20 protein-coding genes and 1 pseudogene are annotated in these 23,645 nt (G+C 74.2%); 12 read left to right on the forward strand and 9 right to left on the reverse strand.

Annotation, left to right across the window (positions count from 1 at the left end; translation table 11 throughout):
- Positions 1-38: 38 nt before the first annotated feature.
- From HLV61_RS04225 to HLV61_RS04235, 3 genes and pseudogenes are all read right to left on the reverse strand, one after another.
- Positions 39-314 (reverse strand): annotated as a pseudogene (locus HLV61_RS04225) (S8 family peptidase); the annotation flags it as partial.
- Positions 315-329: 15 nt separating this feature from the next.
- Positions 330-548, reverse strand: a complete 219-nt coding sequence (locus tag HLV61_RS04230; protein ID WP_369253141.1) for a hypothetical protein — start codon at positions 546-548, stop codon at positions 330-332.
- Between the two features lie 18 nt (positions 549-566).
- Positions 567-1,439, reverse strand: a complete 873-nt coding sequence (locus tag HLV61_RS04235) for a PaaX family transcriptional regulator (protein ID WP_369253142.1) — start codon at positions 1,437-1,439, stop codon at positions 567-569.
- 183 nt (positions 1,440-1,622) lie between these two features.
- Here HLV61_RS04235 and HLV61_RS23195 point away from each other — a divergent pair, with 183 nt between their 5' ends.
- The 11 genes from HLV61_RS23195 (at position 1,623) to HLV61_RS04300 (ending at position 14,237) form a co-directional block, all read left to right on the forward strand.
- Positions 1,623-3,206 carry an ATP-binding cassette domain-containing protein gene (locus HLV61_RS23195; protein ID WP_440284466.1) on the forward strand — a complete coding sequence of 528 codons (1,584 nt, stop codon included), beginning with the start codon at positions 1,623-1,625 and terminating at the stop codon, positions 3,204-3,206.
- A complete protein-coding gene (locus HLV61_RS04255) occupies positions 3,203-4,093 on the forward strand; it encodes a branched-chain amino acid ABC transporter permease (protein WP_369253143.1) in 891 nt (296 codons plus the stop codon). Before HLV61_RS23195 ends, HLV61_RS04255 begins: the two co-directional genes overlap by 4 nt.
- Entirely contained in the window at positions 4,086-5,258 is a 1,173-nt protein-coding gene (locus HLV61_RS04260) for a branched-chain amino acid ABC transporter permease (RefSeq protein WP_369253144.1), read from the forward strand. Before HLV61_RS04255 ends, HLV61_RS04260 begins: the two co-directional genes overlap by 8 nt.
- Positions 5,255-6,517 (forward strand): ABC transporter substrate-binding protein, encoded by a 1,263-nt coding sequence (locus HLV61_RS04265; RefSeq protein ID WP_369253145.1) that lies wholly within the window; start codon positions 5,255-5,257, stop codon positions 6,515-6,517. The genes HLV61_RS04260 and HLV61_RS04265 overlap by 4 nt, the downstream gene beginning before the upstream one ends.
- A 3-nt stretch (positions 6,518-6,520) precedes the next feature.
- Positions 6,521-8,128, forward strand: coding sequence for a class I adenylate-forming enzyme family protein (locus tag HLV61_RS04270; RefSeq protein ID WP_369253146.1), 1,608 nt, complete (start codon positions 6,521-6,523; stop codon positions 8,126-8,128).
- The gene (locus HLV61_RS04275) at positions 8,125-8,928 is read left to right on the forward strand and encodes a TIGR03084 family metal-binding protein (RefSeq protein WP_369253147.1); all 804 of its coding nucleotides are present in this window, start codon (positions 8,125-8,127) and stop codon (positions 8,926-8,928) included. The genes HLV61_RS04270 and HLV61_RS04275 overlap by 4 nt, the downstream gene beginning before the upstream one ends.
- A 68-nt stretch (positions 8,929-8,996) precedes the next feature.
- Positions 8,997-9,905, forward strand: coding sequence for an SDR family oxidoreductase (locus HLV61_RS04280; RefSeq protein ID WP_369253148.1), 909 nt, complete (start codon positions 8,997-8,999; stop codon positions 9,903-9,905).
- Positions 9,902-10,783, forward strand: a complete 882-nt coding sequence (locus HLV61_RS04285; RefSeq protein ID WP_369253149.1) for an amidohydrolase family protein — start codon at positions 9,902-9,904, stop codon at positions 10,781-10,783. Before HLV61_RS04280 ends, HLV61_RS04285 begins: the two co-directional genes overlap by 4 nt.
- The gene (locus HLV61_RS04290) at positions 10,780-12,324 is read left to right on the forward strand and encodes an acyl-CoA synthetase (RefSeq protein WP_369253150.1); all 1,545 of its coding nucleotides are present in this window, start codon (positions 10,780-10,782) and stop codon (positions 12,322-12,324) included. Before HLV61_RS04285 ends, HLV61_RS04290 begins: the two co-directional genes overlap by 4 nt.
- The gene (locus HLV61_RS04295) at positions 12,321-12,782 is read left to right on the forward strand and encodes a MaoC family dehydratase (RefSeq protein ID WP_369253151.1); all 462 of its coding nucleotides are present in this window, start codon (positions 12,321-12,323) and stop codon (positions 12,780-12,782) included. The genes HLV61_RS04290 and HLV61_RS04295 overlap by 4 nt, the downstream gene beginning before the upstream one ends.
- Positions 12,783-12,833: 51 nt before the next feature.
- A complete protein-coding gene (locus HLV61_RS04300) occupies positions 12,834-14,237 on the forward strand; it encodes a threonine/serine ThrE exporter family protein (protein WP_369253152.1) in 1,404 nt (467 codons plus the stop codon).
- A gap of 39 nt (positions 14,238-14,276) precedes the next feature.
- Here the strand turns inward: HLV61_RS04300 and purU are convergent, their stop codons facing one another.
- A complete protein-coding gene (gene purU, locus HLV61_RS04305) occupies positions 14,277-15,125 on the reverse strand; it encodes a formyltetrahydrofolate deformylase (RefSeq protein WP_369253153.1) in 849 nt (282 codons plus the stop codon).
- Between the two features lie 10 nt (positions 15,126-15,135).
- A complete protein-coding gene (locus tag HLV61_RS04310) occupies positions 15,136-16,509 on the reverse strand; it encodes an L-serine ammonia-lyase (RefSeq protein ID WP_369253154.1) in 1,374 nt (457 codons plus the stop codon).
- Positions 16,510-16,652: 143 nt separating this feature from the next.
- Here HLV61_RS04310 and HLV61_RS04315 point away from each other — a divergent pair, with 143 nt between their 5' ends.
- Positions 16,653-17,321: a GntR family transcriptional regulator gene (locus tag HLV61_RS04315; RefSeq protein WP_369253155.1), complete on the forward strand. Its 669-nt coding sequence runs from the start codon at positions 16,653-16,655 to the stop codon at positions 17,319-17,321.
- 1 nt (position 17,322) lies between these two features.
- On the opposite strand, the gene HLV61_RS04320 is transcribed toward HLV61_RS04315, so the two are convergent.
- From HLV61_RS04320 to HLV61_RS04335, 4 genes are read right to left on the reverse strand one after another with little or no spacing between them, the layout of a single operon-like run.
- The gene (locus HLV61_RS04320; RefSeq protein WP_369253156.1) at positions 17,323-19,803 is read right to left on the reverse strand and encodes a GcvT family protein; all 2,481 of its coding nucleotides are present in this window, start codon (positions 19,801-19,803) and stop codon (positions 17,323-17,325) included.
- A gap of 53 nt (positions 19,804-19,856) precedes the next feature.
- The gene (locus HLV61_RS04325; protein WP_369253157.1) at positions 19,857-20,441 is read right to left on the reverse strand and encodes a sarcosine oxidase subunit gamma; all 585 of its coding nucleotides are present in this window, start codon (positions 20,439-20,441) and stop codon (positions 19,857-19,859) included.
- Complete coding sequence (locus HLV61_RS04330; protein WP_369253158.1) at positions 20,434-23,304, reverse strand: 2Fe-2S iron-sulfur cluster-binding protein; 2,871 nt, start codon at positions 23,302-23,304, stop codon at positions 20,434-20,436. Before HLV61_RS04330 ends, HLV61_RS04325 begins: the two co-directional genes overlap by 8 nt.
- Positions 23,301-23,579 (reverse strand): sarcosine oxidase subunit delta, encoded by a 279-nt coding sequence (locus HLV61_RS04335; RefSeq protein WP_369253159.1) that lies wholly within the window; start codon positions 23,577-23,579, stop codon positions 23,301-23,303. The genes HLV61_RS04330 and HLV61_RS04335 overlap by 4 nt, the downstream gene beginning before the upstream one ends.
- Positions 23,580-23,645 lie beyond the last annotated feature (66 nt).

A 23,645-nucleotide genomic window follows, 5' to 3' on the forward strand; every position in this document is an offset into this window, starting at 1 on the left:
CAGGGTGCCGACACCGCGGTCAGCGGGATGCCGTGCGGTCACCGACCCAGGACGGCCGCCTCCGCGCCGACGATGCCCTCGCCGTAGAGGCCGTTGACGTCGGCCGTGCCCTCGCACACCGCGTTCCACTCCGGTGGGCGCTCCTCGTCGGTGTAGATCTCGACACCGCCCGCAGGACAGGCGTGGTCCTGCGCCGACTCGGCCAGCACGCGGGCGACCGTCTCCGGCTCGAGGGCTCGTCCCCCGTGACGGGTGGGGCGGCCCTCCTCCTCGACGATCAGCGCCGCCACACCCGCGACGTGCGGCGATGCCGCCGACGTGCCCTGGAGCTAGGTGTAGAAGCCGCAGATGCCCTGCTCGTCGCAGTACTCCACGGAGAACCCGTCGACCGGGCCGCCGTTCTCGTCGGCCAGCCCTTCGGCGACGGCCACGTCCAGCGGGTACGACGACAGGACGAGGTCGCCCGGCACCTGGAACTCCGGCGTCCCGACGAAGAGGACGTCGGGACTCCTCGGTGCCGGACCACCGGTGCCGTCGGCCGGCACCACACCCGGAGGACGCGTGCCTCAGCCCAGCACGGTCCGCCCGAGCTCCAGGTCCAGCCGGCGGTGGGCGGCCGGCAGCAGCGACTCGTAGCACCGGCGGTAGACCGCGGCACTCCGGGCGGCCGGCCAGTCGGGCGACAGGAACCGGGCCGGCAGTCCGGGGTCGGATCGGAGGAGCCGCAGCCAGTCCGCCCCCAGGAGGGTCACCTGCCCCAGCGGGTCCTGCCCGGGCGGCTCGGACCACCACGCCCGGATGAAGCGCTCGTGGCTGTCCCGGATCCGGTCGACCGGCCAGGCCCGCCGGATGAGCTGGTCCACCCGGACGCCGGACATGGGCGAGGCGGCGAACCAGTCCGCCAGGTCCACGAGCTCGGCCAGCCCGGCCTCGGTGAGGACCGCGCCGACGTCCACCGTGCCCGGTGCGATCCAGAGCCCGTCCCGCAGTCCGCCGAACCCCGCCCAGGTGAGCGTCGCCCGCACCCGGTGCCGCAGGTCGCGCCGGCTCTCCGGCACGGAGTAGCTCAGGAGCGTCCACTGCCCGTCCGGGTGCTCGAACGGTGCGGTGGCCCCCACCCGCTCCGCGGCCTTCGCGACGAGGGCACCCGCCTCCGTGGTGAGCCGGTAGTGCGCCGTGCGGCCGACCTGGGTCCGCTCGAGCAGCCCCTTGCGCGTCATCCGTGCCAGCGTCGCGCGCGCCGCGGCCTCCGCGACGCCCAGCTCACCGAGCAGCCGGAGGAAGACCGACGTGGGGATCGGCGACCGCTCCCGGCCGCGGACGACGCCACCGAAGAAGCTGAACAGCAGCGACTGCGGGCGATGACCGTTCGGCTGGGCCTCGGCGGCCGGATCACCGCCGTCGGGTCCCCCGACCTCCTCCAGCGCCTCAGCGCTCATCCCGACGCCTCCTTCGAGCTCCCGTCGCCTCGACCCGGCGCGCCAGAGACGTTAGACGGATGGTTGACGTACGTCACGACTACTTCTACTTTTCCTGTGACCCACAGCACGGTTCGTCCCGCGACCGTCGGTGCCGACTCGGGGATCGCGACATCCACATGACCACCCGGCGGAAGGCCTCTCGTGCCCGATCCCCTCCTCACCGTGGACGACCTCACCGTCGCCTACGACGGCGCCGTCCAGGCTCTGCGCGGGGTGTCCCTGCGCGTCGACGCCGGGTCCGTGGTGGCCGTCCTCGGCAGCAACGGCGCCGGCAAGACCACCCTGCTGCGGGCGGTGTCCCGGTCCCTCGGCACGGTCGGTGGCGCGGTCACCGGCGGCACCGTCCGCTTCGACGGCCAGGACCTCGCCCGCCGGGACGCCTCCTGGGCGGTGCGGGCCGGGCTGGTCCAGGTGCCCGAGGGCCGGCGCATCTTCCGCGATCTCACCGTCGAGGAGAACCTGCGCGCCGGCGGCTTCACCGTCCGCGACGCCCGCGCCCGCACGGAGGCCACCGACCGGGTCCTCGACCTCTTCCCCATCCTCGCGGATCGCCGGCACCAGCGCGGGGGCCTCCTCTCGGGTGGGCAGCAGCAGATGCTCGCGATGGGACGGGGGCTGATGACCTCGCCCAAGCTGCTCCTGCTCGACGAGCCGTCGCTGGGGCTGGCTCCGCAGCTGGTCGAGCAGATCGGCGACATCATCGAACAGATCCACGCGCAGGGGACGTCGGTGCTGCTCATCGAGCAGAACGCGTCGATGGGGCTGCGGGTGGCGGACCGGGCGTACGTGCTCGAGGTCGGGACCATCACCGCCTCGGGGACCGCCGCGGAGCTCGCGAGCACCGACGACATCCGCGACCGCTACCTCGGCGTGGGCACCTCCTCCCCCACCCGGACGACGCACGAGGACGAGCCGGTCGACGTGCCGGTGCACCTGCGGCGCTCGTCGACGGCCGCCGCGCAGGAGCTGCGGGTCGAGGACCTCACGGTGAGGTTCGGCGGCATCACCGCGCTGTCGGGGGTGTCCTTCACCGTCGCGGCCGGCACCATCCACGCGCTCATCGGCCCCAACGGCGCGGGCAAGTCGACGTGCATCAACGTCCTCGGCGGCGCCTACCGCGCCACCAGCGGCACCGTGCACTACGGCGACGCGACGGTCAGCGCCCTCCCGTCCCACCGGATCGCCGATCTCGGTGTCGCGCGCACCTTCCAGAACATCTCCCTGTCCCTGGAGGCCACCGTCGAGGACAACCTCCTCGTCGGCCGGCACCGCGTGATGCGCACCGGCACGGCCGCCCAGGCCCTGCGGCTCCCGCACGCGCGGAAGGAGGAGCGCACCGAACGGGAGGCCGTGCGTCGCATCGCCGTCCTGCTCGGCATCGAGTCCCTCCTCGACCGGGCCGTGCACACGCTCTCCTACGGAGACCGCAAGCGGGTGGAGATGGGTCGCGCACTGGCGGCCGAACCGACCCTGCTGCTGCTCGACGAACCGGTCGCGGGCATGACCCACGGGGAGTCCGCGGTCATGGCCGACGCCATCCGCGCCGTCCAGCAGGAGCTCGGGCTGTCGGTCCTGCTGGTCGAGCACGACATGCCCTTCGTCATGGGGCTGGCCGAGCGGATCACGGTCCTCGACTTCGGCAAGCGCATCGCGGAGGGCTCCCCCCAGGACGTGCAGCGGGACCCCGAGGTCCTGCGTGCCTACCTCGGAACGGCGGCAGCATGACCTACCTCCTCACCCAGCTGGCCAACGGCCTGTCCTACGGCCTCATCCTCGGCCTCATCGCGGTCGGCTTCGTCATCGTGTTCACCTCGACCGGGGTGCTGAACTTCGCCCACGGCTCGGTGCTGCTGGCCGGCGCCTACCTCGTCGCCGTCCTGCACGACCCGATCGGCTTCTGGGCGGCGGCCGTCGTGGGGATCGCGGGCGCCGCCCTCCTGGCGGTGCTCATCAACGCCGTGCTGGTGCGCAACCTGGCCGAGGCGAACCCCGGGACCGCGGCGATCCTCATGCTCGGCGTGGACATCCTGCTGCTCACCGAGTTGACCCGGCGCATCGGCAACCGGGTGCTGACCATCGGCTCCCCCTGGGGTGCCGACGTCTTCTCGTTCGGGGGCATCACCCTCCCGATGAGCCGGGTGATCGCCGCCGGCCTCGCCCTCGTGGTCTTCGCGCTGCTGTGGTTCCTCTTCGCCCGCACCGGCACCGGGATCGCGATGCGGGCGGCGGCCGCCGACGGCGACACCGCGTCCCTGATGGGGATCCGGTTGTCCCGGACCGGTGCCGCCGGATGGGCACTGGCCGGCGCGCTGGCAGCGATCGCCGGCATCTTCCTCGCGTCCTTCCCCGCCCCCGGGGTGGCGCCGACGCTGGCGATCAGCGCCTTCGCCGCGATCCCCGCCTGGGTGCTGGGCGGCTTCGACTCGGTCGTCGGCGCGATCGTGGGCGGCCTGATCATCGGCGTCGTCACCGCCCTGGCGGTCGGCTACGAGAGCGAGCTGCACTTCCTCGGCCGCGGCCTCGGCGAGGTCGTCCCCTACGCCGTGATGATCCTCGTCCTGCTCGTGCGGCCGTCCGGGCTCTTCGGCCGCAAGGAGGCCGTCCGTGTCTGATCTCCTCCGCCGCCTCCCCGTGGCCCTGGCGGTGCTGGTCGCGCTCGGGCTGCCCGTCGTCCTCGACGGTTTCTGGCTGCAGACCGGCCTGTTCGCCATGGCTGCCGTGGTCGGGGCGATCGGGCTGACGCTGCTGGTCGGCATCGCCGGGCAGCTCTCGCTCGGGCACGCGTTCTTCGCCGCCCTGGGTGCCTACGCCTACGCCTGGACGGTCGGCGAGGTGGGTGACCGGGCCGCCGGCGCGGGTCTGCCGCCGATCCTCGGGCTCGTGCTGGCGGGCGTGGTGGCCGCGGTCGCCGGCGCCCTGTTCAGCCCCATTTCCGGCCGGCTGCGCGGCATCTACCTCGGACTGGCCACCATCGGCCTGGTCTTCCTGGCCCGCCACCTGATGGTCAACCTCGAGGCCCTGACCGGCGGGTTCAACGGCCGGGCCGTGGAGCCGTTCGCGGTGCCGGGCTTCAGCTTCAGCAACGACGACCCCGACTACCTGGCCGTCGCGGGCGTGGAGTTCGGGGGCCTGCACAGGCTCTGGTACCTGTTCCTCGTCGTCGTCCTGCTGGCCGCCTGGCTGGGACGCAACGTCAAGGGCAGCCGCACCGGCCGGGCGCTGGCCAACGTGCGGGACAGCGAGGCGGCGGCCGCCGCGATGGGCATCCACGTGGCCCGGGCCAAGGCGACCGCGTTCGTCATCTCCTCCGCCTACGCCGGCGTCGCCGGTGCCCTGATGGCCCTCGCCTACGGACGCATCGCCCCGGACCTGTTCGGACTGCAGCTCTCGATCGACTTCCTCGTCATGATCGTCCTGGGCGGGCTCGGCTCCATCGCGGGCGCGGCGGCGGGGGCGGCCTTCGTCGTCATGCTCCCCCTGGTCCTCACCCAGTACAGCTCCGAGCTGCCGTTCCTCGCGGCGCCGGGCTCGGGGGGACTGGACGGGGCCACGCTGGCCCGGCTCCTCTACGGCGCGGCGATCATCGCCGTCCTGCTCTTCCTGCGCGGTGGCCTCGCCGGTGCCGCCGGCCGGCTCCGGCACCGGCGCACCCCACTCCCGCCCGACAGCAGCGGGGCGTCTCCCGCTCCTCCCCCGTCCGCGGCTCCCGCCAGTGCGGCCGTTCCCGAACCGTCCCACCCCGGCGTCCCCACCAGGTCGAAGGAGACCACCTCATGAAGCACCGGACCCGCACCGCGCTGGCTCTCGCCGGCTGCGTCGCCGTCCTCGCCGCCTGCTCCACCGAGGACCCCGACGCCTCCGGCGGCGGCGGGGGCGGCGGCGCCGAGGGGGACGTGGAGACCGGCAACGGCGTCACCGACGACACCATCACCGTCGGGATGCTGACCGACCTGTCCGGCCCGTTCGCCGCCGGAGCCGCGATCCAGGTCACCCAGACGCAGGCCTACTACGACCAGCTCAACGAGGACGGCGGGGTCTGCGGCCGCGACGTCGAGGTGCAGGTCCAGGACCACGGCTACGACCCGCAGCGCGCCGTCACCCTCTACCGCAGCATGGCCCCCGAGGTCGTCGCCCTCCAGCAGGTCCTCGGCGGACCGACGTCGGCGGCCGTGCTGCCCCTGGCCGAGGCCGACGGGCTCTACCTCGGCGGCCACGGCTGGGCCGGCGTCGCGCTGCAGTACGAGAACGCCCAGATCCCCGGCACGACCTACGCCATCGAGTCCGCCAACGCGATCGACTACCTCGTCGACGAACTCGGCCTGTCCGAGGGCGCCACGGTCGGCGTCGTCTACTTCGTCGGCGACTACGGCAGCGACTCCCTCGCCGGCGCCCAGTACGCGGCCGGGGAACGCGGCCTGGAGGTCGTGCCGCAGGAGATCACCCCACGCGACACCGACCTGTCGGCGCAGGCCTCCGCCCTGCAGCAGGCCGGCGTGTCCGCGGTGATCCTCGGCGCCGCGCCCGGTCAGCTCGCCTCGCTGGCCGGCGTCCTCGCCGCGCAGGGACTCGACGTCCCGATCATCGGCAACACCCCGACCTTCGGCCCGTCGCTGCTGGAGACCCCCGCCGGTCCGGCCCTGGAACAGAACTTCTACACGGTGACCAGCATCGCGCCGTACAGCCTCGACGAGCCGGGCGTCCAGGCCGCCCGGGAGCTGTACGAGGCGGCCGCCCCCGACGGCGAGCTCGGCTGGGAGGTGCCGCTGGCCTCCGCGCAGGCGGAGCTGCTGACCGCGGCGCTGGAAGGCGCCTGCGAGGCCGGCGACCTGACCCCGGAGGGCGTGGTCGCCGCCATGCGGGAGACCTCCGACCTGGACACCGAGGGCCTGTACGCGACCCCGCTGGACTACACGGACGTCGCCGAGCCGCCCACGCGCACGGTCTACGTCTCCCGCGCCTCGGCGGACGCCGAGGGCGGGCTCGAGGTCCTGGGGACCTTCGAGGGCCCGAGCGCCCAGAGCTACACCGTCGGCTGACCCGTGGCCGACGTCCTCGAGCGGTCCGAGGTGCTCGTGCCCCCGGCCGCCGGTCCGGCGGAGCACGTCGTGGGTGACGTGCTCCGCCGGGCCGCCCGGCTCGGTCCGGCCGGTCCGCTGGTCCGCACGGTCACCCCCTCCGAGGAGCACGCCTGGACGGCGGCGCAGCTCCTCGCGGACGCCGGGCGGGTCGCTGCCGGGTTGCTCGCCCAGCACGAGCCCGGGACCCGGATCGCCACCTGCCTGGTCAACGGCCCCGAGGCCGTCCTGCTGCAGTTCGGCGTCGCCCTGGCCGGCATGGTCCTGGTCCCGGTCAACCCGCGGTCCCGGCCGCCCGAGCTCGAGCACGCGCTCCGGCTCTCCGGCGCGTCGGCGGTCTACGCGGCCGAGGACGCCGCAGGCAACCCCGCGGCCGACGTCGCGGCCGGACTGGCTCCCGGGCTGCCCTCGCTGACCGGGGTCCACCGGTGCGCCGGGGACTGGCGGGCACTGCTCCACGACCCGGCTCCCGAGCTCCCGGCGGTCGACCCGGAGAGCCTGGCGCAGATCCAGTTCACCTCCGGCACCACCGGGCGCGCCAAGGGCGTGCTGATCACGCACGCCGGCATGGTCGCCACGGCGCACGCCTTCCGGGAGCGCATCGGGCTGCCCGACGGCGGTGTGTGGATCAACCCCATGCCGCTGTTCCACACGGCCGGCAACGTGCTGGGCGTGATGGGGGCGCTGTGGCAGCGGTGCGAGCACGTGGTCGTGGCGTTCGAGCCCGGCCGGGTGCTCGCACTCGTGGCCGAGCGGCGGGCCACCCTGCTGTCGGCGGCACCGACCCTGCTCGACCTGCTCATGGCCCGGCCCGAGATCGGCGACACGGACCTGAGCAGCCTGCAGGTCGTGTTCACCGGCGGCCAGACGGTGCTGCCCGGCTTCGCCGCCCGCGTCGAGTCGACGTTCGGGGCGCCGCTGATCACCACGTTCGGCATGACGGAGACGTGCGGCTCCGCCCTGCTCCCCGCGCCGACGGACCCCGACGAGGTGCGCCGGACGACCGTCGGCCGCCCCCTCGCCGGCACCGAGGTCCGCGTCGCGGCCCCGGACGGCACCCCGACGGCGCCCGGCGAGCAGGGCGAGCTCTGGGTCCGCGGGGCCCGGCTGACCCGCGGCTACCACCAGGACCCTGCGGCGACCGCCGACGCGATCGACCGGGAGGGCTGGCTGCACACCGGGGACCTCGCGGTCATGGACACCACCGGCGCCTGCCGGATCGTCGGGCGGCTCAAGGACGTGATCAAGACCGGCGGGGAGAACGTCTCGCCGGAGGAGGTCGAGGAGGCCGTCAGCGGCCATCCCTCGGTGGCCCGCGCGGCGGTGGTGGGGGCGCCCAGCGAGCGCTGGGGTGAGCTGGTGGTCGCCTTCGTGGTCCCGGTGCCCGGCGCCGAGATCGACACGGCCGAGCTCGAACAGCGGTGCCGGGACCGGCTGTCCCCCTTCAAGGTGCCGCGGGCCTGGCGCGTGGTCGACGAGCTGCCGATGACCGCCTCCACGAAGATCCAGCGGGCCGAGCTCCGCCGGATGGCCGCGTCCGACCCGGCCCTGTCCCCCACCCCGGTCCCGTGAGCGGCGCGCTGCTGGCCGGGCTGCTGGGCGACCTCGCCGACGAGGGACGCGAGCTCGACGACCTGGTCACGGCCCTCCCGGCCGCCGGGTGGGCGACCCCCACCCCCGCGGCCGGCTGGACCGTCGCCCACCAGATCGCCCACCTCGCCTGGACCGACGAGGTGGCGCTGCGCGCCGCGACCGACCCCGCGGGGTTCCGGACCGACCGGGACGCCGCCGGGCCGGACGTCGCCGGGCAGGTGGACGCCACCGCCGAGGCCGGCGCGGCCCTCCCCCGGTCCGGGCTGCTCGGGAGGTGGCGGGCGGGGCGCGCCGCCCTGGCGGCGGCCCTGGCCGCCACCGCTCCGGGCACCGCGCTCCCCTGGTTCGGGCCGGACATGAGCGCGGCGTCCATGGCGACGGCCCGGCTCATGGAGACGTGGGCCCACGGCGTGGACGTGCGCGACGCCGTCGGCCGGGTGACCCCGACGACGGCGCGCCTGCGGGCCGTGGCACACCTCGGGGTGCGGACCCGCGACTTCGCCTTCCGGCAGCACTCCGTGCCACCCCCGGCCGCGGAGTTCCGCATCGAGCTGACCGGCCCGGACGGGCAGGTCTGGACCTGGGGACCGGAGGCCGCGCCGCAACGGGTCACCGGCCCGGCTCTCGACTTCTGCCTGCGGGTCACCCAGCGCCGGCACCGCGACGACCTCGCCCTCCGCGCCGAGGGCCCGGACGCCGACCGCTGGCTCGACCTGGCCCAGGCCTTCGCCGGACCACCGGGACCCGGCCGGCCGGCCCGGACCGGCACGCGGTCCTGACCCGCGCCGGCACCGCCGTTCCCGCGCCGTCCCCCGACGGTCGCATCCCCACCCAGAGGAGTACTGCAGTGGATCTCTCCGGCAAGGTCGCCATCGTCACCGGCAGCGGGCGGGGCCTCGGCCTGGCCTACGCCACCGAGCTCGCCCGCTGCGGCGCCGCGGTGGTGGTCAACGACGTCGACGCCGCGGTCGCCGAGGCCGCCGTCAGGACCGTCACCGACGCCGGTGGCAGCGCCGTGGCCGAGGTGGTGCCGGTCGGCACGGCCGAGGCCGCGCAGGCCCTGGTCGACCGCGCGGTCGGCGAGTTCGGCCGCCTCGACGTGCTGGTCAACAACGCCGGCATCCTGCGCGACACCACGCTGTGGAAGATGACCGACGAGCAGTTCGACGCCGTCGTCACCACCCACCTGCGCGGCACGTTCACCTGCACCCGCGCCGCCGCCGTCCGGCTGCGCGAGCAGGGCCAGGGCGGGCGGGTCATCTGCGTGGGCTCCCCCACCGGGCAGGTCGGCAACTTCGGGCAGACCAACTACGCCGCCGCCAAGGCCGGCATCGTCGGCATGGTCCGCACCTGGGCCATGGAGCTTGCCCGCGCCGAGATCACCGTCAACGCGGTCGTCCCGGTCGCGGCCACCGCGATGACCGAGACGGTGCCCTTCCTCAAGCCCTACGTCGACGCGCTGCAGGCCGGCGAGCCGCTGCCGCCCTTCGCCCGCCAGGAGCTCGGCTTCGGCTCCCCGGAGGACGCCGCCGGCCTGGTCGCGTTCCTCGCCTCCGACGCCGCCGCCGGCATCACCGGCCAGGCGATCGGCATCGGCGGCGACCGCCTGGCGCTGTGGAGCCACCCGTCCGAGGTCGTCGTCGAGTTCGCCGACGGCACCGGCTGGTCGCCCGACGCCATCGCCGGCATCTGGCCGGAGCGGTTCGCCTCCGCCCAGCAGACCGTGGGCCAGCAGCTGCCGGAGCCCCCGAAGTGAGCACCGCGACGGGACTGGACCTCGACGCGCTGGTCGCCATCGACGTGCACGTCCACGTGCACGCCGACTCCCACGGCCACCTGGCGCTGGACGACGAGCTGGGCGCCGCGGCGGCCGAGTACTTCAAGGGCGACCCCTACGACCCCACGGTGCACGACATCGCCGCCGACTACCGGGACAAGCAGATGGCCGCGGTGGTCTTCACCGTCGACGCCGAGGCCGCCACCGGACAGCCGACGCTGTCCAACGAGGAGATCGCCGAGGCCGCCGCGCAGCACCCCGACGTGCTCATCCCGTTCGGCTCCGTCGACCCGGCCCGGGGTGTCGCCGGCATCCGCGCGGCCCGCCGGCTGGTCGAGTCCCACGGCGTGCGGGGGTTCAAGTTCCACCCCAGCTTCCAGGACTTCGTCCCCAACGACCGGCGGCACTACCCGCTCTACGCCGAGCTGGAGTCCCTCGGCGTCCCGGCCCTGTTCCACACAGGCCAGACCGGCATCGGCTCCGGCCTGCCCGGCGGGCGCGGCATCAAGCTGCGCTACTCCGACCCGATGCTGCTCGACGACGTCGCGGCCGACTTCCCGGACCTGACGATCATCATGGCGCACCCCTCGGTGCCCTGGCAGGACGCCGCCATCGCCGTCGCCCAGCACAAGGCCAACGTCTACATCGACCTGTCCGGCTGGTCGCCGAAGTACTTCCCGCCGCAGCTGGTCCGCGCGGCCAACACGATGCTGAAGAGCAAGGTGCTCTTCGGATCGGACTACCCCCTGCTCCGGCCCGAGCGCTGGATCAGGGACTTCGAGCAGCTCGAGATCCGCGACGAGGTCAAGCCGCTGATCATGAAGGAGAACGCGATCCGCGCCCTGGGGTTGCGGTGAGGAACGCGGGCCTGGGCAGCTGGCCGGAGCGCCGGCGGCGGATCTCCCCCGAGCGGGACGCGATCTGGTTCGAGGGGACGACGACCTCGCACCGGGCCTTGTCCGACCGGGTGCGGCGCACGGCCGCGGCGCTGGCCGGGCTGGGCGTGGCCGCCGGGGACCGGGTGGCGTGGGTCAGCGGCAACCACCCCTCGGCGCTGGAGACGCTGTACGCCTGCGGGCAGCTCGGCGCGATCTGGGTGCCGGTCAACGCGAGGCTCACCGCGCCGGAGGCCGAGTACGTCCTCGGCCACTCCGGCGCGAGCGTCGTCGTGCACGGCCGCGACCACGGGACCATCGCGGACGCGCTGCGCGACCGGCTGACCGGTGTCCGCACGTGGGTGGCGGCCGAGGCCCCCACCGCGGGCGGGGCCGACTCGCTGCCCTACGAGGACCTGCTCGCCGCCGCCGACCCCGGGCTGCGCGACGAGCCGGTCGGCCTCGACGACCCGTGCCTGATCATGTACACCTCCGGGACCACGGGGAGGCCGAAGGGCGCCGTGCTCACCCACGGCAACATGACGTGGGCGTGCATGAGCCAGGTGCTCGGGTTCGACTTCACGCCGCAGGAGCGCACCCTGGCCATGGCGCCGCTGTTCCACATCGGCGGGCTCAACGGCACCGTCAACCCCACGCTACTGCGCGGCGGGTGCGCCGTCGTCGTGCGGCGGTTCGACCCGGCGGAGGTCCTCGAGGTCATCGAGCAGCAGCGGGTCAACTCGTTCTTCGCCGTCCCGACGATGCTCGACGCGCTCAGCCGGGACCCGGGCTTCCCCACCCGCGACCTGTCCTCGCTGCGCACCATCGGCGCGGCCGGCGCCCCGCTGCCGCTGTCCACGCTGCGCACCTGGCTGGATCGCGGCGTGACGGTGCAGCAGGCCTACGGCATGACCGAGTCCGCACCGGCCGGCACCGCGCTGGACAGCGCGGACGCCGAACGCAAGATCGGCTCGGCCGGGAAGCCGCAGTTCTTCACCGACGTCCGCGTCGTCCGGCCGGACGGCACGGAGGTCGAACCCGGGGAGATCGGCGAGGTCGTGCTCCAGGGGCCGAACGTCATGGCCGGGTACTGGAACGAGCCCGAGCGCACCGCCGAGGTGGTCGTCGACGGCTGGTACCACTCCGGGGACGCCGCCACCGTGGACGAGGAGGGCTACCTCTACATCCGCGACCGGTACAAGGACATGATCATCTCGGGCGGGGAGAACGTGTACCCGGCCGAGGTCGAGTCCGCGCTCCGCGAGCTGCCGACGGTGCAGGAGGCCGCGGTCATCGGCGTCCCGGACCCGCAGTGGGGCGAGGTCGGCCTGGCCGTCGTCGTCCCCGCGCCCGGTGCCCCCGAGGACGGCGAGGCGCTGCTCACCGCCCTGCGCACCCGGCTGGCCGGCTTCAAGATGCCGCGGCACGTCGACTTCGTGCAGGAACTGCCCAAGACCGCCACCGGCAAGATCCGCAAGCCGGACCTGCGGGCCCGCTACGCACCGACCGAGGAGAACGCATGAGCACCACCACGACCACCCTGGCCGAGCTGCCCGCGCTCACGGGCACCGAACTGGGCACCAGCGACTGGATCGAGGTCACCCAGGACCGGGTCGACACCTTCGCCGACGCCACCGGCGACCACCAGTGGATCCACGTCGACGTCGAGCGCGCCAAGGCCGAGAGCCCCTTCGGCGGCCCGATCGGACACGGCTACCTGACCCTGTCGCTGCTCATCCCGATGTGGTCGCAGGTGCTCACCGTCACCGACACGACCATGGCCGTGAACTACGGGCTCAACAGGGTCCGCTTCCCCGCGCCCGTCCCGGTGGGATCCCGCATCCGGCTGACCGCCACCCTGGCGGGCGTCGAGGAGGTCACGGGCGGCCTGCAGGTCACCGCGTCCGCCGTCGTCGAGGCCGAGGGCAGTGACAAGCCGGTGTGCATCGCCGAGCCGGTGTTCCGGTTCTACGGCGGCTGACCCGACGGCCGGTCACGGCCAGCAGGCCGTGGGCAGCCATAGCCTGGAGGCGTGCCCGCCTGGCCTCCGCACCGCCGCATGCCGTACGCACGCCTCCCGGAGCGGGCCTGGCGGGCCGTCGGGGGCAGCAGCCCGCCGACCGCGCCGATCGGCCTGCGGGCCCAGCCCAGCCGGATGGACGACCTCACCGCGCACGCCGCGCTGGCGCTGGCGCTGCGCGTCGGGGCGTCGATGCTCGCCGTCGGGGCTCCCTCCGCCGACGTGACCGCGACGGTGCTGCGGGTCGCCGCCGCCTACGGGCTGACCAGCTGCCAGGTCGACGTCACGTTCACCTCGATCACGGTCAGCTTCGACCGGGAGGACGCGGTCCCGCTCACCGCGATGCGGATCGTGCGGATGAGCCGGACCGACTACACCCGACTGCAGGGGGTCACCGACCTGGCCCGGGCGATCGGCACGGGCGACCTCGACGTCGAGGAGGCCCACCGCCGACTGGACGGGGTGGTCTCGGCGCCCGTCACCTACCGTCGGGTCGTGACCACGCTGGCCTGGGCCGGCGTGGCCGGTTGCTTCGGGCTCGTCCTCGGCGGCGGGTGGCTGGAGGCCCTCGTCGCGGCGCTCACCACCGCCCTGATCGAGCAGGTCATCCGCGTGCTCAACCGCCAGAGCCTGCCGGTCTTCTTCCAGCAGGTCGCCGGGGCCGCGCTCGCCACGGGGGTCGCCGTCGTCCTGGCTGCCTGGGACGTCGACGTCCAGACCTCCCTGGTCGTCGCCGCCGGCATCGTCGTCCTCCTCGCCGGCCTGTCCCTGGTCAGTGCCGCCCAGGACGCGATCAGCGGCTTCCCGGTGACCGCCGCGGCGCGGGCGTTCGAGGTGGTCACGCTCACCGCCGGCATCGTCGTGGGCATCGCCGGCGTGCTCGACCTGGCCCAGCGCGCCCGGCTCCCGCTGACGGTCGTCGACACCTCACCCGCCCCGGTGCCCTTCGCCGTCGCGCTGGCCGCGTCGGCCGGCATCGCCGGGTTCTGGGCCCTGGCCAGCCATGCCCGGCCGCGCTCCGTCGGCCTCGCCGCGGTGGCCGGAGCGCTGGCCTGGACGACGTTCTGGGCGGTCAGCTCAGTGGGTGCCGGGCCGGCCGTGGCTAGCGGGGTCGCGGCCGTCGTCCTCGGGTTCTGCGGCGAGGCGCTCACCCGGCGGCTGCGGGTCCCTCCGCAGCTCGTGGCCGTCTGCGGCATCGTCCCCCTGCTGCCCGGGCTGGCGATCTACCACGGCCTGTTCACGATCGTCGTCGACGCCGACATCGACGGCGGGCTCGCCGCCCTCGTCGGGGCCCTGGCCATCGGTCTCGCCCTCGCCGCCGGCGTCACGCTGGGCGGGTACCTCGGCAGGCCGGTCAGCGGTGAGCGGGACCGCTACGACGAGCGGGTGCACCGGCGGGCCATGACCGCCGACTGAGCCGCGCCAGCCGGGTCCTCTCCACCGCGGTGGCCCGGCTCAGCGGAAGACGACGGTGCTGTGCCCGTTGAGGAGCACCCGTCGCTCGCTGTGCCAGCGCACGGCCCGGGAGAGGGCGAGCGCCTCGGCGTCCTGGCCGACGGTGGCCAGGGCACGAGGATCGAAGGTGTGGTCGATGCGGATGACCTCCTGCTCGATGATCGGGCCCTCGTCCAGGTCGGGTGTCACGTAGTGCGCGGTCGCGCCGACCAGCTTCACCCCGCGGTCGAAGGCCTGGTGGTAGGGCTTGGCGCCCTTGAAGCCCGGCAGGAAGGAGTGGTGGATGTTGATGGCCCGGCCGTGCAGGGCGGCGCAGGCCTCGTCGGACAGCACCTGCATGTACCGGGCCAGCACGACCAGGTCGGCCCCGTGCTCGTCGACCAGCTCGAGCAGCCGCTGCTCGGCCTGCCGCTTGGTGGCCGGCGTCACGGGCACGTGGTGGAACGGCAGGCCGGCCGCCTCGGCCATCGGGCGCAGGTCCTCGTGGTTGGACACCACGGCGACGAGCTCGGCGCCGAGGCTGCCGCCGCGCCAGCGGAAGAGCAGGTCGTTGAGGCAGTGGCCGAGCCGGGACACCAGGACGAGCACCCGCGGCGGCTGGTCGCCGGTCAGCTGGTAGGTCATGCCGAACTCGCCGGCCACCGCGGCGAAGTCCGCCGACAGGCGGTCGGCGCCGGCGTCCTGCGAGCAGACGAAGGCGGTCCGCAGGAACAGCTGGCCGCGGACGGGGTCGTCGAACTGCTGGTGCTCGACGATGTCGCAGCCGTGCTCGAACAGGAACGAGCTGACCGCGTGCACGATGCCGGGGCGCTCCTGGCAGCTCAGGGTGAGGGTGAACGGGTGGGACACGGGTGCCTCCTCAGCACTCGACGACGTTGAGCGCCAACCCGCCACGGGCGGTCTCCTTGTACTTGTCCTTCATGTCCGCGCCGGTCTCGCGCATGGTCTTGATCGCCTTGTCGAGCGGCACGTGGTGCCGCCCGTCGCCGCGGACGGCCATCCGGGCGGCCGTGATGGCCTTGACCGAGCCGACGGCGTTGCGCTCGATGCACGGGATCTGCACCAGCCCACCGACCGGGTCGCAGGTGAGGCCGAGGTTGTGCTCGATGCCGATCTCGGCGGCGTTCTCGACCTGCTCCGGCGTCCCGCCGAGGACCTCGGCCAGGCCGGCGGCCGCCATGGAGCAGGCCGAGCCGACCTCCCCCTGACAGCCCACGTCCGCCCCGGAGATGGAGGCGTTCTCCTTGAACAGCAGGCCGATCGCCGCGGCGGTGAGCAGGAACCGCACCACGCCGTCCTCGCAGCAGGAGTCGACGAAGTCGCGGTAGTAGTGCAGGACCGCGGGCACGATGCCGGCGGCGCCGTTGGTGGGCGCGGTGACCACGCGCCCGCCGGCCGCGTTCTCCTCGTTGACCGCCAGGGCGCAGAGGGTGACCCAGTCCATGGCGCGCAGCGGGTCGGCCTCGTCGCGAGGGTCCTCCAGCCGGGAGCGCAGCGCGCTGGCCCGCCGGCGGACCCTGAGCCCCCCGGGCAGGACGCCGGTGGTGCGGGTGCCGCGCTCCACGCACTCCTGCATCACCGACCAGATGTGCAGCAGCCCGGCGCGGACCTCCGTCTCGGTGCGCCAGGAGAGCTCGTTGGCCAGCATCACGTCACTGATCCGCAGCCCGGTCCCCCGGGTGTGCGCCAGCAGCTGCTCGCCGGTGCGGAAGGGATACCGCACCGGCGTGCCGTCCTCGACGACCACCGGCCTCCCGGCCTCGTCCTCGTCGAGGACGAAGCCGCCGCCCACGGAGTAGTACTCGCGCCGCCGCAGCTCCGCCCCGTCGGCGTCGAGGGCCCGGAAGAGCATCCCGTTGCTGTGGAACTCCAGCCGCCTGCGCCGGTGGAGGACGACGTCGTCGTCCACCGAGAACGCGATGGGGTGCTCGCCGGCCAGCCGGAGCCGGCCCTCCCGGCGGATGGTCTCGACCCGCGGCTCGGCCGCGAGCGGATCGACGAGGTCGGGCTGCTCACCCTCCAGCCCGAGGACGACGGCCTTGACGCTGCCGTGACCGTGCCCGGTGGCGCCGAGCGACCCGAACAGCTCGCAGCGCACGCCGGCCACCTCCCCGAGCAGCCCCTCGTCCCGCAGGCGCGAGGCGAAGGCGCAGGCGGCTCGCATCGGACCGACGGTGTGCGAGCTGGACGGGCCGATGCCCACCGTGAACAGGTCGAAGGCGCTGACGGTCACCGGGTGCTCCCTCCCACCGCTGGACGGCCGACGCACGGACCGCGAGCGCAAGTACACGAGTGGTATATCAGATGCAGGACGACGGTATGGCGATCCCTCCACGGGGGCAAGGCCCCGTGGCCATCAGCCTCTACGATCTGCCCGTGACCGTCGCACCGCTGGCACTCGACCCCTCGCCCGCCACCTCCCTGGCGGACAAGGCCTACGTGGGGATCCGGGACCGGCTGATCATGCTCGACATCCGACCCGGCGATCCGATCGACGACGACGGGCTGGCCGAGGACCTCGGCGTGGGCCGGACCCCGGTGCGCGAGGCCCTGAAGCGGCTGGAGGGCGACCGGCTGGTGGTGTCCTATCCGCGGCGCGGGACCTTCGCGACCGGCGTGGACATCTCCGACCTGGCGCACATCTCCGAGATCCGCGCCCAGCTCGAGCCGCTGGCCGCCCGCCGGGCCGCCGAGCGGGCCGTGCGCACGGCGCACACGGAGCTCGACGAGCTGGCCTCGCACATCCAGCACCTCGACGTCGCCCGGCTCGACCGGACGGAGCTCATGCGCTGGGACCTCGCGGTGCACCGTGCCATCTACCGGGCAGCCGGAAACCCCCACCTGGAGGACGTCCTGATCCGGTACGACAACCTGGCGACGCGGATCTTCTGCCTGTTCCTCGAGCGGCTGCCCACGGTGGACGAGCACGTCGGGGAGCACGTCGCCCTGCTCCGGGCGATCGCCGCCGGCGACGCCGGCCGGGCCGACGACCTCGCCCGCGAGCACGTGCTCGGTTTCGAGAGGGCGATCCGCGCGGTGGTCTGACTCAGCTGCGGAGCCGGGTCATCCCCGGGTCGACGAGCGGCTCGGCGGTGACGGTCGCCCGGATCCGGGTGCCGAAGTACTCGATCTCGACGCTCGTCCCGGCGGCCGCCGAGGCCGGCAGCCAGGCGTAGGCGATCGGCCGGCCCACGGTGTGCCCGAACGCCGCGCTGGTCACGTACCCGGCCGGCCGGCCGTCGACGAACACCGGCTCGTGGCCGAGGACGACGCTGCGGCCGTCGTCGATCGTCAGGCAGGACAGCCGGCGGCTCACCGTGTCCTCTCCCCTCCCGGCGAGGGCCTGCCGCCCCACGAAGTCCTCCTCCTTCTGCGTGCGCACGGCGAAGCCGAGACCGGCCTCGTAGGGGTCGTGCTCGGTGGTCATGTCGTGGCCCCAGGCGCGGTAGCCCTTCTCGAGCCGGAGGCTGGTGAAGGCCGCGCGACCCGCGGCGACGATGCCGTGCTCCTGGCCGGCGGCCCAGAGCACGTCCCACAGCCGCCGGCCGGTGTCGGCGCCGGTGTAGATCTCCCAGCCCAGCTCACCGACGTAGGACAGCCGCATCGCCGTCACCGGCACCCCGCCGATCCGGGCCCGCTTCGCGCGGAAGTACTTCAGCCCGTCGTTGGTGAAGTCGTCGGAGCTGAGCGCCTGGACGACGTCGCGTGCCCGCGGGCCCCACAGGCCGATGCAGCACGTGCCGCCGGTGGTGTCCCGGACCTGCACGCTGCCGTCGGCCGGCGCCTCGCGCCGGAGGAGGTCGTGGTCCAGCGGGCCGTTGGCGCCGACCTGGAACAGCTGCTCCCCGAGCCGGGCGACGGTGAGGTCGCTGCGGATGCCACCGGCCTCGTCGAGGGCGAGCGTGTAGGTCACCGACCCGACCGACTTGTCCATCTCGCCGGTCGTCAGCCGCTGCAGGAGGGCGAGCGCGCCCGGCCCGCTCACCTCGAGGCGCTTGAGCGGGGTCATGTCGTACACCGCCACGGCGGTGCGGGTCCTCCACGCCTCCGCCGCCGCGATCGGGGACCAGAACCGTCCCGACCACGCGTCGCGCTCCGGCGGGACCCACTCCGCCGGCAGCTCGTCCACGAGGGCCGCGTTGGCCTCGTACCAGTGCGGCCGCTCCCAGCCACCGGCCTCGAGGAAGACGGCACCGAGCTCCTGCTGGCGGGCGTGGAACGGACTCACCCGCAGGTCGCGCGGGGACAGCCGCGGCTGCAGCGGGTGGACGACGTCGTAGACCTCCACGAAGTTCTGCTGGGAGGTCTCGCTCACGTACTCTGCGCCGAGCTGGACGTCCTCGAAGCGGTGCACGTCGCAGCCGTGCAGGTCCACCTCGCTGCGCCCGTCCACCAGCAGCTGGGCGACCGCCCGGGCGACCCCGGCGGAGTGGGTCACCCAGACCGCCTCGGCGATCCAGAAGCCGGCCACGTCCGGCGACTCCCCGATCAGCGGGCCGCCGTCCGGCGTGAACGAGAAGACGCCGTTGAAGCCGGTGTCGATCTTGGAGGAGCGCAGGGAGGGCAGCAGCAGCCGGCTCTGCTCCCAGGCCGGGGCGAAGTCCTCCTCGGTGAAGGGCAGCATCGAGGGCATCGACGACTCGTGGACGTCCCCGTCGTCGCCGCTGCCCTGGGGCAGCTCGCGCAGGTCGACGGGCATCGGCCGGTGGGCGTAGGACCCGATGCCCAGGCGGTCGACGCGCTCCCGGTAGTAGAGGTCCTGGTCCTGGTGGCGCAGGATCGGCAGGCTCGCCTCGCCGAGCTCGTCGTTGCGGCCCACCAGGTCAGGCACCTGGCCGGTCCAGACGAACTGGTGGGCCAGCGGCAGCAGGGGCACGTCCATCCCGACCATCGCCCCGAGCTCCTGCCCCCAGAAGCCGGCGCAGGAGACGACGACGTCGGCGGGGATGACCCCGTCCGGGGTCCGGACGCCGGTGACCCGCCCGCCGGACTGCTCGATGCCGGTCACCCGGGTGGAGCCCTGGAAGCGGGCGCCCCGGGCCTCCGCGCGGCGGGCCAGGGCGACGACCGCCCGGGACGCCTTGGCCAGGCCGTCGGTGGGGATGTGCAGGCCGCCGAGGATGCGGTCGCGGTCGACCAGCGGGTGCAGCCGCACGCACTCGTCCACGTCGACCACCCGGGAATCGACGCCCCAGGAGGTGGCCCAGCCCTGCTTGCGGTGCAGGTCGGCGAGCCGCTCGGGCGTGGTGGCGACCTCGAGGCCGCCGACCTGGTTGAAGCACCAGGCGCCGTCGACGTCGATGCTCGTGAGCTTCTCCACGGTGTAGGTGGCGAAGGCCGTCATCGTCCTGGAGGCGTTGGTCTGGAAGACCAGTCCGGGCGCGTGCGAGCTGGATCCCCCGGTCAGCGGGAGGGGCCCCTGGTCGACCACGGTGACGCGGTCCCAGCCACGGGCGGTGAGTTCGTCGGCCAGGTTGGCTCCGACGATCCCCGCTCCGATGACGACCACACGAGGGGTGGTGGACATGTGCTTCCGCTCCTGACGTGCCGGTGGATCCGGGGGCTGCCGACGAGGGCCGGTCAGCCGTCGTGGGTGGGGGTGAACTCGAGGGCGGCGTCGAGCAGCCAGTCGGCGAGGTAGCCGGCGAAGGAGGCCCGGACGAGGACGACGTGGTCGTCGCCGCCGTCGGAGAGGGCCAGCAGCACGACGCCGGCCTGGCCGAGCGTGGTCTGCGCACTGCGTCCGCGGCCGAACACCCGTGGGTGCAGGTCGATCGAGCAGCCCCTGGCCAGCACGTCACGCACCCGCGCCCCGGTCAGCCGGAGGCCGATCCGCTGCGCGGAGACGTCCGTCGCGGCGCCGCCCAGCGGGAGGACGGCGGCACGGACCCGGGCCTCCAGCTCCTCCGGCGCGTCGGTGGTGCTGGTCAGGAGCCACTCGTCGGGGCCGAGCCAGACGGCCCGTCCGGTGCCGGCCGGGACCCAGGTGTCCGGAGTCGTCGGCAGGTCGACGCCCAGGGCCGCCGACGCCTCCCGGACGGCCGTGCGCAGCCGGACGTCGACCATCGCCACGAACGGCTCGACCGTGGTGCGGAAGGTGTCGGGCAGGCGCTCGAAGGCGGTGCTCCACCCCTCCAGCGGGTGGGTGCGCAGCAGCTCAGCCATCGCGACGGGCTCCTTCGGGATCGACCAGCACCGAGCCGGTGACCTCGACCGGGACGAGGGTGCCGTCGACGGGGACGTGGACGGTGTCACCGATGCGCGACCGGCCGCCTCGGACCAGGGCGAGGGCGAAGGGGCGGGCGAGCGCGGCGCTGCGGTAGCTGGACGTGACGTGGCCCAGCATCGGGACCGGCGGGGGCGGCAGCCGGCCGTCGGCGAGGAACTCCACGATCTGCGAGCCCTCGGGCAGCACCGTCCGCCGGTCGACGGGCAGCAGCCCGACCAGCTGCTTGCGCAGGGGGTCGGAGTTGGCCGGGCGGGTGAAGGAGCGCTTGCCGATGAAGTCGGGCTTCTTCTTCGAGACCGCCCACGCCATGCCCAGGTCGTGCGGGGTGACGGTGCCGTCGGTGTCCTGCCCGATGATCGGGTAGCCCTTCTCCGCGCGCAGGACGTGCATGGTCTCGGTGCCGTACGGCGTGATCCCGTACGGGCGGCCGGCCTCGAGCAGGCGCTGCCACACCGCCAGCGCGTACCAGGGGTTGACGTACACCTCGAAGGCGAGCTCGCCGGAGAAGCTGATCCGGGCCAGCCGGACCGGCACCCCGTCGAGCGTGGTGTCCCGCCAGGTCATGAACGGGAACGCCTCGGCAGAGACGTCCACCTGCGGGAAGACCGCGGCGACGACGTCGCGGGACCGGGGGCCGACGACGGGGAGGGTGACCCACTGCTCGGTGACCGAGGTGCAGTGGACGCGCAGCTCCGGCCACTCGGTCTGGAGCCACTCCTCCATCCAGTCCAGGATCTTCGCCGCGCCGCCGGTGGTGGTGAGGACGAGGAAGCGGTCCTCCGCCAGGCGCAGCACCGTGCCGTCGTCGATCACCATGCCGTCGACGCCGCACATGACCCCGTAGCGGACCGAACCGACCTTCAGGCTGCTCATCAGGTTCGTGTAGAGCAGGTCCAGGAGGACGGCGGCGTCGTGACCCTGGACGTCGATCTTGCCGAGCGTGGACCCGTCGAGGATCCCGACGCCGGTGCGGGCGGCGGCGCACTCCCGGAGGACCGCGGCCTCCATGTCCTCGCCGGGCTGCGGGTAGTAGCGGGGCCGCTTCCACTGGCCGACGTCCTCGAGGACCGCCCCTTCCGCCACGTGCCACTCGTGCAGGGCGGTGACCCGCTCGGGGTCGAAGAGCCGGCCACGGTCGCGCCCGGCCAGGGCGGCGAAGGCGACCGGGGTGTAGGGCGGCCGGAACGTCGTGGTCCCGGTGTCCTGCACCGGGATCCCCAGCAGCTCGGCGGTGATCCCGGAGGTCAGGACGCCGGAGGTCTTGCCCTGGTCGTGCGCCGTCCCGATCGTCGTGTAGCGCTTGACGTGCTCGATGGAGCGCAGGCCGGCGCCGACCGCGCGGGCGATGTCGGCGACCGTCGCGTCGCGCTGCAGGTCGACGAACGAGGTGCTGCCCTCGGCACCGGAGGTGTCCGGCACCCGCCACAGCACCAGGGGCGCGGCCGGGACGACGGGCTCGGGGGCGGCGGGCAGCCGGTCCTCCCCCGCCGGCGCGATCGCCACGGCCGTCAGTGCTGCGCGGGCCACCCGCTGCCCGTCGGCCAGGCAGCCGGCCAGGTCGGACACGCCGGCGGCCGATCCGGCCACGGCCAGGCCGTCGAGGTCCTCCCCGGGGACGAACGCGCCCAGGTCCTCGTCGTAGCGGAGCCGGCCGCGGGCCTGGCTGAACAGGTGCACGGCGGGGTTCCAGCCCCCGCTGACCAGCAGCAGGTCGCAGGCGATCGCGCTGCCCGCACCGACCTCTCCGTCCGCGAACGGGGCGACGAGGGCGTGCGTGACCCGCTCGACGCCCCGGGTGCCGGTCACGACGGCACCGGACAGGACGCGGATGCCGGCGTGCTCGCACTCCTCGCGCCGGCGCGGTGAGCCCTCCGGCCGGGCGTCGACCACCGCCTGCACCCGCACACCCGCGCGGTGCAGGTCGAGGGCGGCGTCGTAGGCGCTGTCGTTCGTGGTGAACACGACGGCCTCGCGACCGGCCAGCACGCCGTAGCGGTGCAGGAAGGTCCGGGCGGCGCCGGCGAGCATGATCCCCGGGCGGTCGTTGTCGGCGAAGACGACCGGACGCTCGTGCGCCCCCGTCGCGACGACGGTCGAGCGCGCCCGGATGCGCCAGACCCGCTGGCGGGAGACGTGCCGGGGCGCGGCGGCGCCGAGGTGGTCGGTGCGCCGCTCCAGGGCCAGGACGAAGCCGTCGTCGTAGCTGCCGAACGCGGTGGTGCGCTGCAGGTGCAGCACCTCCGGGGAGCCGGCCAGCTCGGCGACCGCCGCGGCGACCCACTGCAGCGCCGGGACGCCGTCGAGCCGGTCGGTGCCCGACAGCAGGGAGCCGCCGGCCTCGGACTGCTCGTCCACCAGGGCGACGCGGGCGCCGGACCGGGCGGCGGTGAGCGCGGCGGCCAGCCCCGCGGGTCCGGCGCCCACGACCAGCACGTCGACGTGGTGGTGCACCGCGTCGTAGCGGGCGGAGTCGGGGACGTCGGCGAGGCGGCCCTGCCCCGGCAGGCCGTGGGCCGCCAGGCCGTCGTGGAGCTCGACGGTGGTGGCCAGCAGCATCGGCTCGGGAAAGGGCTCCTCGATCTGCACGAGGCCGCCCGGGTCCTCGGCCCAGGCCGCGGCGATGCCCCGCGGTCGGCCGAGCTTGATGCTCGTGGCGACCTGGTGCCGGCCGGAGGCGAGCAGCGCCGAGGCCAGGGTGTCGCCGGGGTGGCCGGTGAGGGTCTGCCCGTCGAAGGTGGACTCGACGGTGGTCGCGCGGTCGATGCGGCCGCCCTCGGGCGTGCGGGAGGGACTGGTCACGGGCTCACCGGCTCCGGGTCGTCGAGCCGGTGGACGCGCTCGAAGCGGTAGGTGACGGTGTCGCGGATCGCGGTGAACCAGCGGCGGCAGCCGGCGGCGTGGTTCCAGCGCTCGGCGAAGCGGCCCTTGGGGTTGTCGCGGAAGAAGACGTAGTGCGCCCACTCCTCGTCGGAGAGGGTGCCCGGGTCGTCCGGGTACGGGACGTGGGCCTGGCCGCCGTAGGAGAACTCGACCTCCTCGCGGGGGCCGCACCACGGGCATGGAATGAGTTGCACGGGAGACTCCCTGGCTCGGTGAGGGATGGCTCGGTGGGCGACGGCTCGGTGGGCGACGGCTCAGTG

The organism is Geodermatophilus amargosae, from assembly GCF_041028265.1.
Lineage (GTDB): Bacteria > Actinomycetota > Actinomycetes > Mycobacteriales > Geodermatophilaceae > Geodermatophilus > Geodermatophilus amargosae_A.